The organism is Pseudomonas sp. PVC-5-1, from assembly GCF_057444345.1.
The window spans coordinates 3,467,234-3,484,178 of sequence record NZ_CM172024.1 but is presented as its reverse complement, the minus strand read 5'-3'; the positions used below and the strand labels follow the sequence as shown (position 1 = coordinate 3,484,178).

Genomic DNA, 16,945 nt, shown 5'->3' with positions numbered 1-16,945 from the left:
TTTTGTTGTTGTTGGCAATGCGCTCACCCTTGCAGCCTGCGCGTGGCAGCCGCCGCGGTCGAGCACGGGGTGAACTGGTCCTACCAGTTTTTGCGACGGGTACTGGTTATTGACGGCTTTGCCCGGCTAGATTGAAGCAGGTGGTCGAAGTGGTCCTACCAGCAGGAGGGTACGCAGTGGGTACTGAAGGCAAGGCCAAGGTCGCCGACCAGGTGGCCGAACGGGTCGAGCGGCTGATCGTCGAAGGCGTGCTCAAGGTGGGCCAGGCCCTGCCGTCGGAGCGGCGCCTGGTGGACAAGCTGGGCTGCTCGCGCTCGGCGCTGCGGGAAGGCCTGCGCATCCTGCGCGGGCGCGGCATCATCGACACCGAGCAGGGGCGCGGCTCGTTCGTCGCCGACCTCACGGGCCATGCGGGTGCCACGCCGTTGATGCACCTGTTCGGCTCGCAGCCGCGCACGCTGTTCGACCTGCTGGAAGTGCGGGCGTTGCTGGAAGTCGAATCGGCGCGCCTGGCGGCACTGCGCGCCACCGAGGTCGACCGTTTGCTGATCCGCCGGCGCTATGAAGAGATGCTGGCTGCGCACGAAGCCCCCGAAGCGATCGATGCCCGTGAACATGCCCGCCGCGACCATGCCTTTCACCGGGCGATCAGTGAGGCTTCGCACAACCCGGTGCTGGTGCATACCTTGCAATCGCTCAGTGACCTGACCTTGAGCACGGTGTTCGCCTCGGTCAACAACCTGTATTGCCGGCCGGCGCAGAAGCGCCAGATCGACCGCCAGCATGCGCGGTTGTATCACGCGGTGATGGAGCAGTTGCCCGAGCAGGCGCAGCGCGCGGCGCGCGAGCATATCAACGGGATCCGCGACAGTTTGCGGGAGATCGAGCAGGAAGAGCAGCGGCTGGTAAGGGCTACCATGCGCATGGATGGCTGGGGTTGAGGTGTTGCCTGTGCCGGCCCTTTCGCGAGTAAACCCGCTCCTACAGGAGGCTGCGCTGGGTTTGAAGTCGGTGCGGTGCCTGTGGGAGCGGGTTTACCCGCGAAGAGGCCGGTGAAGGATTAGCTCAATCAATGATCGGCTATGCGGTCATCCTGCGAGAGGAGGGCCCGGGCCAGCTCTTCATCATTGGCCTGCAGGCCTGGGTTGTCCTTGCGGGCCTGTTCCAGCGCCGACTCCACATAGGCGCCACGGATTGCACCACCGCTGGCGACGTAGGCCGAAAGCTCGTCACGCGCCGGGATGATCCGTTTGTCGTCCTTGAAGGTCGAGTAAAGCGAAGCGGAAACACCGGCCGAGGTTGCGACGTCGCCTGCGTCGACGTCAGCCAGGGCAGCACCGGCAGGCAGCAGGAGCAGCAGCGCAGGGGCGAGGAGTAGGTGGCGCATGGTGTGTTCTCCAGTAGCGTGAAGCCCAAGTAATTGAACCACTCAGTGATTAAGAAAGCGCAGGTGGGGTGGTAGTTCCCTTCGTATCGGAAACAGGCATTGACCCTGTCGAGCCAGGCGTGATCTGCTCGGGCTGCTGGCCCAATCATTTCAATGGATGAAGGTTCTCCCCATGCCCGACTACAAGCTGCATTGCTTCGCCGAATCCGGTAACGCCTACAAGGCCGCCCTGATGCTTGAACTCACAGGCCAGGACTGGCAGCCGGTGTTCGTCGATTTCTTCAATGGCCAGACTCGCGAACAAGCCTGGCGCGACGACGTGAACGAACAGGGCGAGGTGCCGGTGCTGGAACACGCCGGCAAATCCTTTACCCAGTCTGCGCTGATCCTCGACTACCTCGCGGAGAAAACCGGGCAGTTCGGCCCCCGCGACGAAGACGAAAAGCGCGAGATCTGGCGCTGGATGCTGTTCGATAACCATAAGTTCACCAGCTACTACGCGGCGCTGCGTTTTCTTTTCTGCCTGAAGAAAACCGGTGAAACGGATGTGACCCGGTTCCTGCGTGAACGTGCCATGGCGGCCTACCGTATCGTCGACGCGCACCTGGCGAAGACACCGTTCATGGTCGGTGGCCGGCTGACGATCGCTGACCTGTCGCTGGCCGGGTATGTGTTCATGCCGGAGGACACTGGCATTGCGTTGGCGCAGTTCACCCACATCGAGGCATGGAAAGCGCGAATCCAGGCGTTGCCAGGGTGGAAGCACCCGTATGAACTGATGCCCCGCGCGGCATCCTGAGCAATCCGGCTCGCCAGGCCATGGTGCAGTGGGCCTTTGGCGAGCCAGCCATTCTGATGGCCGGTCGGTGACAAGCGCAGCGGCGTGGCTACGCTCAGAAATCAAGAAACATCCCGAAATGTTTGGCCGGCAGGCCCTGAAGGATCTCGTTCAACCGCTGCAGATGGAAGGCCGCGCTGGTTAGCAAGTCGCCCCATGGGGGGCCGGAAATAACAGGGTGCGTCGTGCAACCCGGTGCTACTCCAAGCGGAGGCATCATGATGCTCAGGAAATGCTTGTTGGCTTTGGCTATCGGTACAGTGTTGTCGGCTTCGGCCGTGTTGGTGCCAGACTCCATTGACGGTACCTCCAGCGCGTATGCGAAGGATGGTGGCGGTGGCGGTGGCGGTGGCGGTGGCCATGGTGGCGGAGGTGGTGGTAGTGGTGGTGGCGGTGGCCATGGTGGCGGCGGTGGTAGTGGCGGCGGCGGTGGCCATGGCGGTGGAGGTGGCGGTAGCGGCGGTGGTGGCTCGGGTGGTGGCCACGGCGGCAGTGGCAGCGGGCACAGTGGCGATGGTGGTGGGCATGATGGCCGCGGGCGCAATGGTGCTGATGATGGTGCCGACCACGAGGCCAACCACGAGGCCAACCACGAAGCCAATCATGAGGCGAATCACGATGTGGGCGAGCCGCACGGTGTAGGGCATGGCGCCGACGATGGGGCTGACCATGACGTTGGGGATGATCGCGGAGGCGATCGGAGCTAGCAATTTGGGTGTCTGTGTCGGCCTCTTCGCGGGCACGCCCGCTCCCACAGGTATCGCGCCGCTTTCAAGGTTGGCGCAGCACCTGTGGGAGCGGGCGTGCCCGCGAAGAGGCCCGAACAGGCCATAGAGCGGCTTCCAGCGATTCTCACGCATGCGGCACGCTGCGAGGCGCTACCCCACCTGCATACTGCGGCTTCAGATGTCCCTGCTCATCCAGCAGATAGGCATCCATCACCTCCCGCACAACCGGCCCTGCCACCCGCCCGCCGGCTTCGCCGTTCTCGATCATAACCGCCACCACCACACTCGGGTGATCAGCCGGGGCAAAGCCTACGAACAGGGCGTTGTCGCGGTGCCGCTCCAAGGTTTTGTTGCGGTTGTAGCGTTCGCCCTGCTTGATCGCCACCACCTGCGCGGTGCCGCTCTTGCCGGCAATCCGGTATTGCGCACCGGCCGCGGCAGCGCGGGCGATGCCGCGCGGGTCGTGCATGACCATCTGCATGCCCTGGCTGACCTGGTCCCAGGCGTGCCTGTCGTGCAGCACGATATTGGGCATCGGGTTGGGGTCTACCGGCGCATCGCCACCCACGGTCATGGCCAGGTGCGGGCGGTGCCACACGCCCTTGCTCGCCAGCAGGCTGGTGGCCTGGGCCAGCTGCAGCGGGGTGACCTGCATGTAGCCCTGGCCGATGCCCAGGATCAGCGTCTCGCCCGGGAACCAGGCCTGGCGCCGGGTGGCGCGCTTCCACTCGGCCGATGGCATCAGCCCGGACGCTTCCTCGAACATGTCCAGCGACACCTTCTGGCCCAGGCCGAACTCGGCCATGTAGTCGTGCAGGCGGTCGATGCCCAGCTTGTGCGCCAGGTCGTAGAAGTAGGTGTCGTTGGACCGCATGATGGCGGTGTACATATCCACCCAGCCATCGCCGCTGCGGTTCCAATTGCGGTACTTGTGGTCGTAGTTTGGCAGCTCGTAGTAGCCCGGGTCGAACACCCGGCTGCCCGGGGTGATCACGCCGCTGTCGAGGCCGGCGATGGCCACCTCCGGCTTCACCGTCGAACCGGGGGCATACAGGCCGCGCAGCACGCGGTTGAACAGCGGGCGGTCGATGGAATCGCGCAGGGCGGCGTACTGTTTGAAGCTGATGCCTTTGACGAACAGGTTGGGGTCGAAGCTGGGGTTGCTGACCATCGCCAGCACGTCGCCATTGGCCGGGTCGAGCACCACCACCGAGCCACGGCGGTCACCCAGGGCCTTTTCCGCGGCCAGTTGCAGGTGGGCGTCCAGGGTCAGGACGATGTCCTGGCCCGGGGTCGGGGCCTTGTGGTTGAGCACACGCATCACCCGCCCCTGGGCGTTGGTCTCGACCTCCTCGTAGCCCACGTGGCCATGCAGCTGGCTTTCGTAGAAGTGCTCGATGCCGGTCTTGCCGATCGACTGGGTGCCCCGGTATTCGGTGCTGTCGAGGGTCTTGGCCTCTTTCTCGTTGATGCGCCCCACATAGCCCACCGAGTGGGCGAAATGCTCGGCCAGCGGGTACTCGCGGATGAACTGTGGTTCCACCTCCAGGCCTGGCAGGCGGAACTGGTTCACCGCCACCAGGGCGATCTGCTCCTCGCTCAGGCCGACCATCAGGGTCACCGGCTCGAACGGCTTGCGGCCACGGCGCAGGTCCTTGTCGAACTGCTTGCGGTCGTCCTCGGTCAGGCTCAGCACCTGGGCCAGGGTATCGAGCACCTTGGCCGTGTCGCCGCCGGCCCGCTCGCGGGTCATGGTCAGGTCGAAGCTGGGCTTGTTGTCGGCCAGCACCACGCCGTTGCGGTCGTAGATCAGCCCGCGCTCGGGGGCGATGGGCAGCACGTGCACGCGGTTGTTTTCCGATACGGCGGTCTGCTGGTCGTGTTGCAGCACCTGCAGCACATAGAGCCGGCCCACCAGGACGGCGACCAGGCTGAAGACCAGGGCGGCGCAGGCCAGAAGCCGGCGGTTGACCAGGTGCTTTTCCTTTTCGTGGTCCTTGAGGGGGATGGGTTGTGGCATCGGTGACTCTGTCCTGACGGGTAGCAGTGCCTGTAGGAGCAGCCTTGTGCTGCGAAGAGGACGGTAGCACCGTAGTAGTTCAGCAGGCCACGACGGCCCATTCGCAGCACAAGGCTGCTCCTACAGGTGGCGCGGTGGTTGTACGCGCGCGATCGGGCCGCGGATGCTACGCAACCTGTACCGCACCCTCAAGGCAAGTGCCGGCTGGCGGTAGGCTGGTATTGGCTGTGTGCCCCGTGATCAGGGCGCTTGCCAGCAAAATGAAGATTTGTTCATGGCGGCGGAGTGGTGATGGAACTTGTTGATGGAACGATGCAAGTTGAGTCCATGAGCACGCCCATGTCGCCATGAACCTGCTATTCCTAAGAAGACACTTGAACCCACCAAGGCCCGTCGATGCTGGTCATCGAAAACCTCCACAAATCATTCCCCACTCCCCAAGGCCCGCTTCCGGTGCTGCAGGGTGTCGACCTGCGCCTGGCGCGCGGCAGCAGCCTGGCGCTGATGGGCGAGTCGGGTAGCGGAAAGAGTACGTTGCTGCACCTGGTGGCCGGCCTTGACCGTGCCGACAGTGGCCGCATCCTGATCGACGACACCCCGCTCGACAGCCGTTCCGAGGCGTCGCTGGCGTTGTGGCGGCGGGAGGGCATCGGCCTGGTGTTCCAGCAGTACAACCTGATCAGCAGCCTGGACGTGGGGGCCAATCTTGCGTTCCAGGCCCGGCTGGCCGGTCGGCATGATCCCGATTGGCTGGCCTACCTGGCGCAGCGCCTGGGTTTGGCGGATTTGCTGGCGCGTTACCCGGAGCAATTGTCTGGCGGCCAGCAACAGCGGGTCGCCATCGGCCGCGCCCTGGCCGGGCGCCCGGCCTGGTTGCTGGCCGACGAACCCACCGGCAGCCTCGATGAAACCAGCAGCGATGAGGTGTTGAGCCTGCTGTTGCAATTGGTCGCCGAGGCTGGCAGTGGGGTGCTGATGGTGACGCACAGCCCGCGGCTGGCGGCGCGCTTGCAGCAGCGTTGTTACCTGCAGGCCGGCCGCGTGCGGCCCGAGCAGGGCGGATGAGGCTGCTATCGCTGGCCCTGCTCGCGCTGCTCAGCCACTGGCGGCGCCATCGCGTGCAGTTTTTCAGCATCTTCACCGGCCTGTGGCTGGCCACGGCGCTGTGGACCGGCGTGCAGGCGCTGAACAGCCAGGCACGCAGCGACTATGCCCGCGCCAGCGCGGTGCTGGCCGGGCCGTTGCAGGCGCAACTGGTGCCGCGCCGTGGCGAGCGCTTCGACCAGGCACTGTACGTGCAGTTGCGCAGGCTGGGCTGGGTGGTGACGCCGGTACTGGAGGGGCGCTTGCGCTTTGCTGGTGAGCCGGCGCGCAGCGTACGGTTGATCGGCATCGAGCCGTTGAGCCTGCCGCCGGCCAGCAGCATCGCCGGTGTGCAGCCCGGAACGTTCGATCTGCAGGCCTTTGTCGGCATGCCCGGGCAAGCCTGGGTCGGGCCAGACACCTTGCGCCAGCTGCATGCTGGCCCCGGGGCCTCAGCACGCGACAGCGAAGGGCAGCTGCTGCCGCCGTTGGTTCTGCAGCCAGCGCTGGCCCCGGGGGTGATCGTGGTGGATATCGGCCATGCCCAGGCGTTGCTGCATGCACCCGGGCAGTTGTCGCGCCTGCTGGTGGCTGCTACGCCGGGGCCGTTGCCGGCGGACATCGCGCCTTACCTTGAGCTGCAACCCCGTCAGGACGATGGCGGCTTGCAGCGGCTGACCGACAGCTTCCACCTGAACCTGACCGCCCTTGGCTTGCTGGCGTTTGTCGTCGGCCTGTTCATTGCCCATGCCGCAATCGGTTTGGCACTGGAACAGCGGCGCGGCCTGATTCGCAACCTGCGTGCCTGTGGCATCAGCCTGCAAACCCTGCTGTGCGCCTTGGTGCTGGAGCTGGGGCTGTTCGCGGTGCTGGGCGGTCTGGCCGGCGTGGCCAGTGGTTACGGGCTGGCCGCGTGGCTGCTGCCCGATGTGGCCGCCAGCTTGCGCGGGCTGTATGGCGCCCAGGTCGCCGGGGCGCTGAGCCTGCCCGCAGGGTGGTGGCTGATGGGCGTGCTGGTGAGCGTGCTGGGGGCGCTGTTGGCGGGTTTGGGCAGTGTACTGCGTGCGGCGCGGTTGCCGTTGCTGGCGCTGGCGCAACCTCAGGCATGGCGGTTGGCCCAGGGGCCTTGGTTGCGGCGCCAGGCCCTGGTGGCCGGCCTGTTGCTTTTGCTGGCCCTGGGCTGTGGCGTGCTGGGCGACAGCCTGCCCAGCGCGTTCGGCCTGCTGGCAGGCTTGCTGCTGGCAGCGGCGCTGCTGCTGCCGGCCTTGCTCGACCGGGTGCTGGCCTGGCTGGCGCGCCATTGCCGGCGGCCTTTGTCGCAATGGTTCGTCGCCGACAGCCGCCAGCAATTGCCGGCCCTGAGCCTGGCGTTGATGGCACTGCTGCTGGCGCTGGCCGCCAGTGTCGGCGTGGGCAGCATGACCGAGGGCTTTCGCAAGACCTTTGTCGGCTGGCTTGACCTGCGCCTGTCCGCCGACCTGTATGTCACCCCAAGGGACACCGCCCAGGGCTTGCAGATAGCCGAGTGGCTTGGGCAGCAACCTTCGGTGAGTGTGGTGTTGCCCGGCTGGCGTGTGGAAACACAGCTGCAGGGCTGGCCGGTGCAGCTCCAGGGCATCGTCGATCATCCCGTCTATCGCACTCGCTGGCCATTGCTGGCGCAGCAAAAGCAGGCCTGGCAACAACTGGCCGCCGGGCAGGCCGTGATGCTCAGTGAACAGTTGGCCAGGCGACTGAAGCTGCAGCTGGGTGATCGCCTGAGGCTGCCCGCAGACACTTCGCCAGCCCTGAGCGTTGTGGGCATCTATGCCGATTACGGCAACCCCAAAGGGCACATGCTGGTCAATGCCGGCTGGCTGCGCGGGCATTGGCCACAGGCAACCCTGACCGGGTTGAGTGTCGATCTGGTGGGCGATCAAGCGTCGGCGCTCGAGGCTGCATTGCAACAGCGCTTCGCCCTGGACGACAGCCGTGTGGTCGAGCAGGCGCGTCTCAAACGCTGGTCGACCGACGTGTTCAACCGCACCTTCGCCGCCACCGCCGCGCTCAACAGCCTTACCCTTGGCGTGGCAGGCGTGGCGCTGTTCATCAACCTGCTGACCTTGGGCCACACCCGCCTGGGCCAGCTGGCGCCGCTGTGGGCACTGGGTGTGCGGCGCACGCATCTGGTGTGGCTGAGCCTCGGGCAGACATTGCTGTTGAGCAGCCTTACCGTGCTGCTGGCGATCCCGCTGGGCATCCTGCTGGCCTGGTGCCTGGTCGCGGTGGTGAACGTGCAGGCATTCGGCTGGCGTTTACCGCTCTACGTGTTCCCTGCGCAACTGCTGCACCTGGCACTGCTGGGCATGCTTACCAGCCTGTTGGCCAGCGCGTGGCCCTTGTGGCAGCTGGCGCGTCGCCAGCCGCGCGAACTGTTGAGGCCGTTTGCCGATGAAGCGTAGCGCCTGGCTGTTGCTGTGTGGGTTGCTGGGCGGCTGTGATCAGCCCGCCGAGCAAAGCTATGCCGGGCTCGGGCAGCAGGCGGGTGAGTTCAGCCAGGTACAGCGCGGCCATCGCCTGGAATTTCCGCGTGACCATGGGGCCCACGATGGCTTTCGCATCGAATGGTGGTATGTCACCGCCAACCTCCAGGACTTCCAGGGGCGGGACTGGGGCGCGCAGTGGACGCTGTTTCGCTCGGCCCTGCGCCCAGGCCCCGAGACTGCCGGCTGGAACAGCCCGAACCTGTGGATGGGGCATGCGGCGCTGACCGGTCCCGGGGGGCATCGGTCTGGCGAAACCTTGGCGCGCGGGGGTATCGGCCAGGCTGGCGTGCAAGCCCAGCCGTTCCGGGCGTGGATCAATGACTGGTCGTTGCAGGGCAGCAGTGGCATCGAGCATCTGCAAATGGTCGCCGGTGGTGACGGCTTTCGCTACGACCTGCAACTGCACAGCGATCGGCCCTTGGTGCTGCACGGGGACCAGGGCTACAGCGAGAAGTCCGGCAAGGGGCAGGCTTCGTACTATTACAGTCAGCCGTTCTATCGGGTGAGTGGGGAGGTGCAGCGTGACGGCCAGTGCATTGCCGTCACCGGCCAGGCCTGGCTGGACCGGGAATGGAGCAGCCAGCCGCTTGCTGCCGGGCAGACGGGTTGGGACTGGTTTTCCCTGCACCTGGACAGTGGCGCCAGGCTGATGCTGTTTCAGGTGCGCGAGGTGCAGGGGGAGGCGTATCGCGCCGGGACCTGGGTCGGCCCGCAGGGTGAAGTGGTGGTGCTGCAGGGTGCGCAGATCCAGCTGCAGGCGCTGGCCTGGGCTCGGCAGAAGAACGGCAAGCAGGTGCCGACGCGATGGCGGGTGCAGGTGCCGGAGCATGGCGTGGATGTGCAGGTCGAGGCTGTGGAATCGCAGGCCTGGATGGAGACACGGTTCCCGTACTGGGAGGGGCCGGTGCGCTTGACCGGGAGTGCGGGTGGGCGTGGGTATCTGGAGATGACCGGCTATTAGCAATCCTGGGGTTTCTGAGTTTTTCTGGGGCTGCTTTGCAGCCCTTTCGCGACACAAGGCCGCTCCTACAGGGAATCGCGCCAACTTTTAGAATTTGAGCAAGACAGTTGCTCGCACAGGTACTGCACAAGGCTTGAGGTCGATGCAGTCGAGGTGGGAGCTGGCTTGCCGGCGATGGGCCGCAACGCGGCCCCAGGTTTTCAATCTTTGATCAACCCTCGCAACACCGCTCGCGCTTCTTCAGTGCGCAAGCATTCGATGAACAACCGGGCCTCCCGCGCCACTGTCGCCTCAAGCTCGGCCCGCTGGCCGTCCTTGAGCAGCCGCTTGCTGATGCGCAGCGCCGCCTGCGGGTAACCTTGCAGCTGCCGCGCCAGGCGCCGGGCAGCTGCAAGGCACTGTTCACCGTCTTCATGCAGTTCATTGGCCAGCCCCCAGGCCACCATCCGTTCACCGTCGAGCAACTCGTTTGCCAGCAGCAGGCGAGCCGCCCGGGCATGGCCAAGCAAACGCGGCAGCAGCAGGCTGGAACCAAACTCCGGGCACACGCCCAACGGCGCGAAAGGGATGCGCAACTTGGTCGTACGGCTGACCAGCACCTGGTCGCAATGCAACAGCAAGGTGGCACCGATGCCGATCGCCGCGCCACTGACCGCGGCAATCAGTGGTTTGTCCAGGCCCATCACCACCCGCATCAGGCGGAACACTGGGCTGTCCAGGTCGGCAGGCGGGTTGTCGAGGAAGTCGCGCAAGTCATTGCCGGCGGTAAAGCACTGCGGCCCACCGGTGATGATGATGGCTTCGACATCAGGGTCTTCACCTGCCGCCAGCAGCAGGTCGCCCAGCTGTTGGTACATGGCGGTGTTCAAGGCATTGAGCTTGTCGGGGCGGTTGAAGGACAGGGTCAGCAGGCCCTGGTCCAGGTCACGTGTGATCAGGTCGTTCATGGCAGCCGCTTTTGTTGTTGTGGGCATGGGTGCCAAGGGTTTATCACGCAGTCCGGCTTGTTGTACAGTCGTTCAGTCCAGCCCCTAGCCCGAGAGCCGCCGATGAACCAGGAAGCCCGCTACCACCGCATGCTGCCGGAATTGCGCAAAGCCAACCTGGTCGAGGCGACCTTGGTATGCCTCAAGCGCCATGGCTTTCAGGGTGCGTCGATCCGCAAGATTTCAGCAGAAGCCGGGGTTTCGGTCGGATTGATCAGCCATCACTATGCCGGCAAGGATGAGCTGGTGGCCGAAGCCTACATGGCAGTCACCGGTCGGGTGATGGGCCTGCTGCGCGAGGCCATGGCCCAGGCCGCGCCCAATGCTCGCGAGCGGCTGTCGGCGTTCTTCCGTGCCTCGTTCTGCGCCGAGCTGCTCGACCCGCAGTTGCTCGACGCCTGGCTGGCGTTCTGGGGCGCGGTGAAGACCGCCGATGCGATCAACCAGGTGCATGACCATTCCTATGGCGAATACCGCAATGAACTGAGCGGGCTGCTGGCCACGCTGGCCGGGGAGGAGGGCTGGCAGGGCTTCGATGCCGACCTGGCGGCCATCAGCCTGAGCGCCTTGCTCGATGGCCTGTGGCTGGAGTCGGGGCTCAACCCCGGTACCTTCACCCCCGAGCAGGGCGTGCTGATCTGCGAGGCCTGGGTCGATGGCCTGCAGGCCGGTGGCCGGCGTCGCTTCAGCCTGCCGGAGGGCTGTTGATCGCCTGTTCAGTAACGAGTAGGCTGCTGTCGCGAGTGTGTAGAACAAACCAATAAAAAAAAGAGACGACACGCAATGACGCCTCGGGTATTGATCGTCGATGACGATCCGCTTATTCGTGACTTGCTGCAGGCCTATCTGTCCCAGGAAGGCTATAACGTGCACTGCGCCGACACCGCGGAAAAGGCCGAAGCACTGCTCGGCAGCCAGGATGTCGACCTGGTGCTGCTGGACATCCGCCTGCCCGGCAAGGACGGCCTCACCCTGACCCGTGAGCTGCGGGTACGTTCGGAGGTCGGCATCATCCTCATCACCGGCCGCAACGACGACATCGACCGTATCGTCGGCCTGGAATGCGGCGCCGACGACTACGTGATCAAGCCGCTCAATCCCCGCGAACTGGTATCCCGCGCCAAGAACCTGATCCGCCGCGTGCGCCATGCCCGCGAGGTGCACCCGACGCCGGCCTGCGCGCAATCGCTGAAGCAGTTCGCCGACTGGGCGCTGGACACCGACCGCCGGCGCCTGATCGACGCCCGTGGCGGGCAAACCCTGCTGACCCATGGCGAGTTCCAGTTGCTCAGCGTGTTCCTGCGCAACAGCGGCCACACCCTCAGCCGCGACCAGTTGATGGACCAGATCCGCAACCGCGAGTGGGTGCCCAACGACCGCTCCATCGACGTGCTGGTCGGCCGCCTGCGGCGCAAGCTGCACGACGACCCGGCCGAGCCCCAGCTGATCATCACCATCCACGGCACCGGCTACCTGTTCACCGCCAGCGTGGCGGCATGACCCGCAGCGCCTGGGTGCTGGCCTTGGCATTGTTCGCCGTGCAAGCCAGTGCAAAGCAGCCGGTGCGCTATTGCGACTACCCGGTGTACCCGCCGATTTCCTGGAGTGACGGCCACCAGGTGCGTGGCCTGGCCCCCACCGTGGTACGAGAGCTGTTCGCGCGCATGGGCTACCAGGTGCAGACCGTAGTGCTGGGCAACTGGAAGCGCTGCCTGATGGACGCCGCCGCCGGGCGGGTGGACGTGGTGCTGGCCTACAACAGCGACCAGCGTGACCAACGCATGCGCTTTTCCACGGTGCCGGTGGTGCGCGAGGAAGTGGCGGTGTTCTACAACCGCCTGCGGCCGGTGCAGTTCCAGCGCCTGGAAGACCTGGCCAGTTACCGCGGCGGCCTGCTGTACGGCGAAAGCTACGGCGCCGACTTCGACCGCTTCGTCGCCCGCCACCAGAACATCGAACGGGTTTCGTCCAGCCAGCAGAACTTCGGCAAGCTGATCCGTGGGCGCATCGACTACGTGATCCAGGAGCGGCGCACTGGCCAGCTGTTCATCGAACACCTGCCCGGGGCGCAGGACATCCGCGTATTGCCCACGGCCCTGAGCGTGGACTACCTGCGCGTCGCGATATCACGGCAATCGCCCTTGAGCCAGCATATGGACGAAATAGACGCGCAGTTGCTGCGCATGAACCAGGCGGGCGAGATCGAGCGCTGGCTGGAGCAGAGCGAAGTGATCTACCGCGACATGGTCAACCTGCCGGCGGACTCCCGATGATCCGCCTGCGCACCGATGGCTTGCTGCGCCGCCTGCTGCTGTTCATCCTGCTGTTCAGCCTGTGCTTTACCGTGCTGGCCAGCTCGGTGCAGCTGTACTTCGAATACCGCCGCGAGATGCGCGATATCGAGGCGCGCATGGCGCTGATCCGCGCCGGTTACCTGGCCAGCCTGGAGCGCAGCCTGTGGGACCTGGACGAGGCACAGCTCGATACACAACTGCGCGGCCTGGTGGACTTTTCCGATGTCGCCCGGGTGCGTCTGGTCAGTGACGATTTCCAGATGCTGCGCGGCGTCGCCGAGCCCAAGGGGCCGCTGCGCATCGAACGCTTCGCCCTTGATTACCAGCCGCCCTCGGGGCCGGCCAGGCACCTGGGCGAGCTGGAAGTGAGCATCGACCTGGGCGCGGTGCACCGGCGGCTGTATGCCACGGGCCTTGCCAGCCTGCTGTGGATGGGCGTGTTCCTCTGCGGCCTGGCGGTGGCGCTGTCGGGGCTGTTCTACCGCCTGGTCACCCGCCACCTGCAAGTGATGGCCGAGTTCGCCCGGCGTATTGGCGCCGGCCAGTGGCAGGAACCGTTGCGCCTGGGGCGCCGCCCGTCAACGCGCCCGGACGAGATCGACACCGTGGCCAATGCCCTGGATGACATGCGCCGCGCCATCCTCAGTGACATCGAACGCCGCGAGCGCGACCGCCTGGCGCTGCAGGACAAGCGCGACGAACTGCAGGCCATGGTCGAGCGGCGTACCGCCAGCCTGGCCCGGGCCAAGGACGAGGCCGAAGCCGCCAACCTGGCCAAGTCACGCTTCCTGGCGACCATGAGCCATGAGCTGCGTACACCACTCAACGGCATTCTCGGCATGGCCGAGCTGCTGCGCGGCGGCCGGCTGGAGGCGGCCGACCGCCAGCGCGTTGAGGCCTTGTACAAGGCCGGCGAGGGGTTGCTGGCGATTCTCAACGAGGTGCTGTATTTCGCCCGGCTCGAGGAGGGCGAGAGCCGCGCCGAGCTGGTCGGTTTTTCGCTACGCCAGTTGTGCCAGGAAGTGCTGGCGCTGCTCGAACCCATGGCCCGGGACAATGGCGACACCCTGCAGCTGGATATCGACGAGCAATTGGCCGATTACCAGCACGGTGCCGAACAGTACCTGCGCCAGGTGCTCAGCAACCTGCTGGCCAATGCCATCAAGTTCACCGAACAGGGGCAAGTGCGGCTTGCGGTGCAGGTACTGGCCAGTGACCAGGGCTCGCAGCGCCTGCGGGTGTCGGTTAGCGACAATGGCATCGGCATCGAGCCGGCTGTGCAGGCCAGGGTCTTCGACCGCTTCGTCCAGGCCAGCGAGGCGGTGGCCCGGCGCTACGGCGGCACCGGCCTGGGCCTGGCGATCTGCAAGCACCTGGTGGAAAAACTGGGGGGCTGTATTGGCCTGGACAGCGTGCAAGGGCAGGGCAGTCGCTTCTGGTTCGAGCTCGACGTGGCCCGCGGGCAGCCAGTGCTGGCCAGTTCACCAGCCCCGTCGCCCATGGCCAGCCTGGACATCTTGGTGGTCGAAGACGTGGCACTGAACCGCGAGGTGGCCGGCGGTTTGCTGCTGCGCGATGGCCACCGGGTGAGCTTTGCAGAAGACGCCGTGCAAGCCTTGCAGGCCTGCGCACAGCGGCGCTTCGACCTGATCCTGCTCGACGTGCATCTGCCCGGCATGAGCGGGGTGGAGCTGTGCCGGCAACTGCGTGCCACGCCCGGGCCGAACCGCCATAGCCGGGTCCTGGCACTGACGGCTGGCGTGCAGCCGGGGCAAGTCCCAGGCTACCTGGATGCCGGCATGCAGGGAGTGCTGGCCAAGCCCCTGCGGCTGGACAACCTGCGCCAGGCGCTGGCCGAAGCGGCGCCGGCTGAAGTGGCTGGCGTCGACGCGACAATGGACTGGTCATTGCTGGACACCCATCGCTCTCTGCTGGGTGAACAGAAGCTGCAAGGCCTGTTGAAGGTGCTGCGCCAGTCGCTGGAGCAGCACGCCACGGCGTTGGCCGAGGCGCTGCCGGCCCAGGACTTTACCGAAGTGCTGCACCTGGCCCACCGCCTGGCCGGCAGTTGCGATTCCCTGGGCTTTTCTGGGCTGGCTGCGCTGTTGCGTCGCCTTGAGGACGCTGCCCGGCAGCATGACGAACAGGCATTGAAAGCGCTCGGCGAGCCGCTGGCCACCGAGCTTGCCCAGGCCCGCGCCACCCTGGAACAGTTGATCCAGAGCTGACGTACAAAAACCTTACGACTTTTTACATCTTCGATCCGTTCGTTCAACGGCACCTTACATCCGTTTCCAATAATCCAAGGCAACCGTGTTGCACGCGGTCCATGAGGCTTATTGGAGACAAGAATAATGACATGCCGTAGCGCTCAGCCCCTCCTTCCCAACACATCGTGCGGCACCCCCGCGCGGCCTGGCACCGGCCGCAAAGGCGAGGTGCGCCATGACTGACAACCGCGAAAAGATCCAGCTCACCCGCGCGCTGAAAAGCCGGCACATCTTCATGCTGTCGCTGGGCGGGGTGATCGGCACCGGGCTGTTCATGGGCTCGGGCGTAACCATCAACCAGGGTGGCCCGATAGGCGCGATCCTGGCCTACCTGGTCGCGGGTTTGCTGATGTACCTGGTGATGGTCTGCCTAGGCGAGCTGTCGGTGCAGATGCCGGTGTCCGGTTCGTTCCAGGCCCACGCCACCAAGTTCATCGGCCCGGCCACCGGCTTCATGATCGGCTGGGTGTACTGGATGAGCTGGGCCACCACCGTGGGCCTGGAGTTCACCGCCGCCGGCATGCTGATGACCCGCTGGTTCCCGGAGGTGCCGATCTGGTATTGGTCGGCGCTGTTCGTGGTCGTGCTGTTCGGCCTCAACGCCCTGGCCACCCGAGCCTTCGGCGAGGCGGAATACTGGTTCTCGGGGATCAAGGTGGCGACCATCCTCGGCTTCATCATCATCGGCCTGCTGGTGATCTTCGGCGCCATCCCGCTGAGCAGCGGGGCGCCGGCACCGATGCTGGACAACCTGGTGGGCGAGTCGCTGTTCCCCCATGGCCTGTCGGCGGTGTTCGCGGTGATGATGACCGTGGTCTATGCCTTCCAGGGCTGTGAAATCATGGGGGTGGCGGCCGGCGAGACCGAGCACCCGGAAAAGAGCATCCCGCGGGCCGTGCGCAACGTGGTGTTCCGTGTGCTGATCTTCTACGTGCTGGCGATTGCCGTGCTCTCGGCCATCGTGCCGTTCGAGCAGGCCGGGCTGATGGAAAGCCCGTTCGTGCAGGTGTTCGACATGGTGGGTATTCCCTTTGCCGCCGACCTGATGAACTTCGTCATCCTCACCGCCATCCTCTCGGTGGGCAACTCCGGGCTTTATGCTTCCACGCGCATCCTCTGGGCCATGTCGAAGAGCGGCATGGCGCCGAAAAGCCTGTCGCCGCTGAGCAAGCGTGGCGTGCCGTTGCGGGCGCTGAGCATCACCTTGTGCTTTGCGCTGATCTCGCTGATGACCAGTTTCATTGCCGCCGACACCCTGTTCATGGTGTTGATGGCGGTGAGTGGCATGTCCGGCACCGTGACCTGGATCGTCATCGCCCTGGCGCAGTACCGCTTCCGCAAGGTCTACCTGCGTGAAGGTGGGCAACTGCAGGACCTGAAGTACAAGGCGCCGCTGTACCCGCTGGTGCCGCTGCTGTGCATCACCCTGTGCAGCTCGCTGTTCGTGTTCCTGGCGCTGGATGAAACCCAGCGGCCGTCGTTGTACTGGGGCTTTGGCTTCATTGCCCTGTGCTACGCGGCGTACTTCTTCGTCAACCGCCGTCGGCAGGGGGCTTTCGAGCCGAGCGTGCCAGGGGTTTGATTCGGGTGTTGGGCTGAAGATTGCCGGGGCCGCTGTGCGGCCCATCGCGACACAAGGCCGCTCCTACAAGAGATCGCGCGAGGCCGGTCCTATGCGCGATTCCCCTGTAGGAGCGGCCTTGTGTCGCGATGGGGCGCAAAGCGCCCCCAGCAATCCGTCAGTTGTACAAAGTTGTAACAACCACCTCCTATCTCAACCTTGACCCAACGAATAAGACTAATAAAAACAACGACATATATAGTTTTCAAGCGTTGTTACAGCCCCATCCCAA

Annotated in this window: 15 protein-coding genes; 11 read left to right on the top strand and 4 right to left on the bottom strand. The window is 65.3% G+C overall.

Translation table 11 applies throughout. The features are described from left to right. The first annotated feature begins 176 nt into the window (after positions 1–176). A complete protein-coding gene (gene glcC, locus AC2T3R_RS15720; protein ID WP_486743904.1) occupies positions 177–941 on the top strand; it encodes a transcriptional regulator GlcC in 765 nt (254 codons plus the stop codon). 128 nt (positions 942–1,069) lie between these two features. On the opposite strand, the gene AC2T3R_RS15715 is transcribed toward glcC, so the two are convergent. Then, positions 1,070–1,387 carry a DUF2388 domain-containing protein gene (locus AC2T3R_RS15715; protein WP_003260922.1) on the bottom strand — a complete coding sequence of 106 codons (318 nt, stop codon included), beginning with the start codon at positions 1,385–1,387 and terminating at the stop codon, positions 1,070–1,072. A gap of 172 nt (positions 1,388–1,559) precedes the next feature. On the opposite strand from AC2T3R_RS15715, the gene AC2T3R_RS15710 reads away from it, so the two are divergent. Next, positions 1,560–2,186, top strand: a complete 627-nt coding sequence (locus AC2T3R_RS15710) for a glutathione S-transferase family protein (protein ID WP_015270789.1) — start codon at positions 1,560–1,562, stop codon at positions 2,184–2,186. A gap of 94 nt (positions 2,187–2,280) precedes the next feature. Here AC2T3R_RS15710 and AC2T3R_RS15705 read toward each other — a convergent pair whose 3' ends face one another. Continuing rightward, positions 2,281–2,523 (bottom strand): hypothetical protein, encoded by a 243-nt coding sequence (locus AC2T3R_RS15705; protein WP_486743903.1) that lies wholly within the window; start codon positions 2,521–2,523, stop codon positions 2,281–2,283. Between the two features lie 20 nt (positions 2,524–2,543). Between AC2T3R_RS15705 and AC2T3R_RS15700 the strand changes: the two genes are divergently transcribed. Further along, positions 2,544–2,867: a hypothetical protein gene (locus AC2T3R_RS15700; RefSeq protein ID WP_486743902.1), complete on the top strand. Its 324-nt coding sequence runs from the start codon at positions 2,544–2,546 to the stop codon at positions 2,865–2,867. A 210-nt stretch (positions 2,868–3,077) separates the two neighbouring features. On the opposite strand, the gene mrdA is transcribed toward AC2T3R_RS15700, so the two are convergent. After that, entirely contained in the window at positions 3,078–4,973 is a 1,896-nt protein-coding gene (gene mrdA, locus AC2T3R_RS15695) for a penicillin-binding protein 2 (protein WP_367245573.1), read from the bottom strand. 396 nt (positions 4,974–5,369) lie between these two features. On the opposite strand from mrdA, the gene AC2T3R_RS15690 reads away from it, so the two are divergent. The 3 genes from AC2T3R_RS15690 to AC2T3R_RS15680 are packed head-to-tail and all read left to right on the top strand — an operon-like array spanning position 5,370 to position 9,542. Continuing rightward, the gene (locus tag AC2T3R_RS15690) at positions 5,370–6,038 is read left to right on the top strand and encodes an ABC transporter ATP-binding protein (protein WP_013973089.1); all 669 of its coding nucleotides are present in this window, start codon (positions 5,370–5,372) and stop codon (positions 6,036–6,038) included. Further along, positions 6,035–8,497 (top strand): ABC transporter permease, encoded by a 2,463-nt coding sequence (locus AC2T3R_RS15685; protein ID WP_486743901.1) that lies wholly within the window; start codon positions 6,035–6,037, stop codon positions 8,495–8,497. Before AC2T3R_RS15690 ends, AC2T3R_RS15685 begins: the two co-directional genes overlap by 4 nt. Beyond that, positions 8,487–9,542: a lipocalin-like domain-containing protein gene (locus tag AC2T3R_RS15680; protein WP_367245570.1), complete on the top strand. Its 1,056-nt coding sequence runs from the start codon at positions 8,487–8,489 to the stop codon at positions 9,540–9,542. Before AC2T3R_RS15685 ends, AC2T3R_RS15680 begins: the two co-directional genes overlap by 11 nt. A gap of 200 nt (positions 9,543–9,742) precedes the next feature. Here the strand turns inward: AC2T3R_RS15680 and AC2T3R_RS15675 are convergent, their stop codons facing one another. Beyond that, the gene (locus tag AC2T3R_RS15675) at positions 9,743–10,489 is read right to left on the bottom strand and encodes an enoyl-CoA hydratase (protein ID WP_280168017.1); all 747 of its coding nucleotides are present in this window, start codon (positions 10,487–10,489) and stop codon (positions 9,743–9,745) included. Positions 10,490–10,591: 102 nt separating this feature from the next. Between AC2T3R_RS15675 and AC2T3R_RS15670 the strand changes: the two genes are divergently transcribed. The 5 genes from AC2T3R_RS15670 to AC2T3R_RS15650 all read left to right on the top strand — a co-directional run bounded on the left by AC2T3R_RS15670 (position 10,592) and on the right by AC2T3R_RS15650 (position 16,674). Continuing rightward, positions 10,592–11,236: a TetR family transcriptional regulator C-terminal domain-containing protein gene (locus tag AC2T3R_RS15670; protein ID WP_015270774.1), complete on the top strand. Its 645-nt coding sequence runs from the start codon at positions 10,592–10,594 to the stop codon at positions 11,234–11,236. Between the two features lie 75 nt (positions 11,237–11,311). After that, a complete protein-coding gene (locus AC2T3R_RS15665) occupies positions 11,312–12,028 on the top strand; it encodes a response regulator (RefSeq protein WP_486743900.1) in 717 nt (238 codons plus the stop codon). Next, complete coding sequence (locus AC2T3R_RS15660) at positions 12,025–12,801, top strand: substrate-binding periplasmic protein (RefSeq protein ID WP_486743899.1); 777 nt, start codon at positions 12,025–12,027, stop codon at positions 12,799–12,801. Before AC2T3R_RS15665 ends, AC2T3R_RS15660 begins: the two co-directional genes overlap by 4 nt. Next, positions 12,798–15,050 carry an ATP-binding protein gene (locus AC2T3R_RS15655; protein WP_486743898.1) on the top strand — a complete coding sequence of 751 codons (2,253 nt, stop codon included), beginning with the start codon at positions 12,798–12,800 and terminating at the stop codon, positions 15,048–15,050. Before AC2T3R_RS15660 ends, AC2T3R_RS15655 begins: the two co-directional genes overlap by 4 nt. Positions 15,051–15,267: 217 nt before the next feature. Further along, on the top strand, positions 15,268–16,674 hold the full coding sequence (locus AC2T3R_RS15650) for an amino acid permease (RefSeq protein WP_367245567.1): 1,407 nt from the start codon (positions 15,268–15,270) through the stop codon (positions 16,672–16,674). Positions 16,675–16,945: the final 271 nt, after the last annotated feature.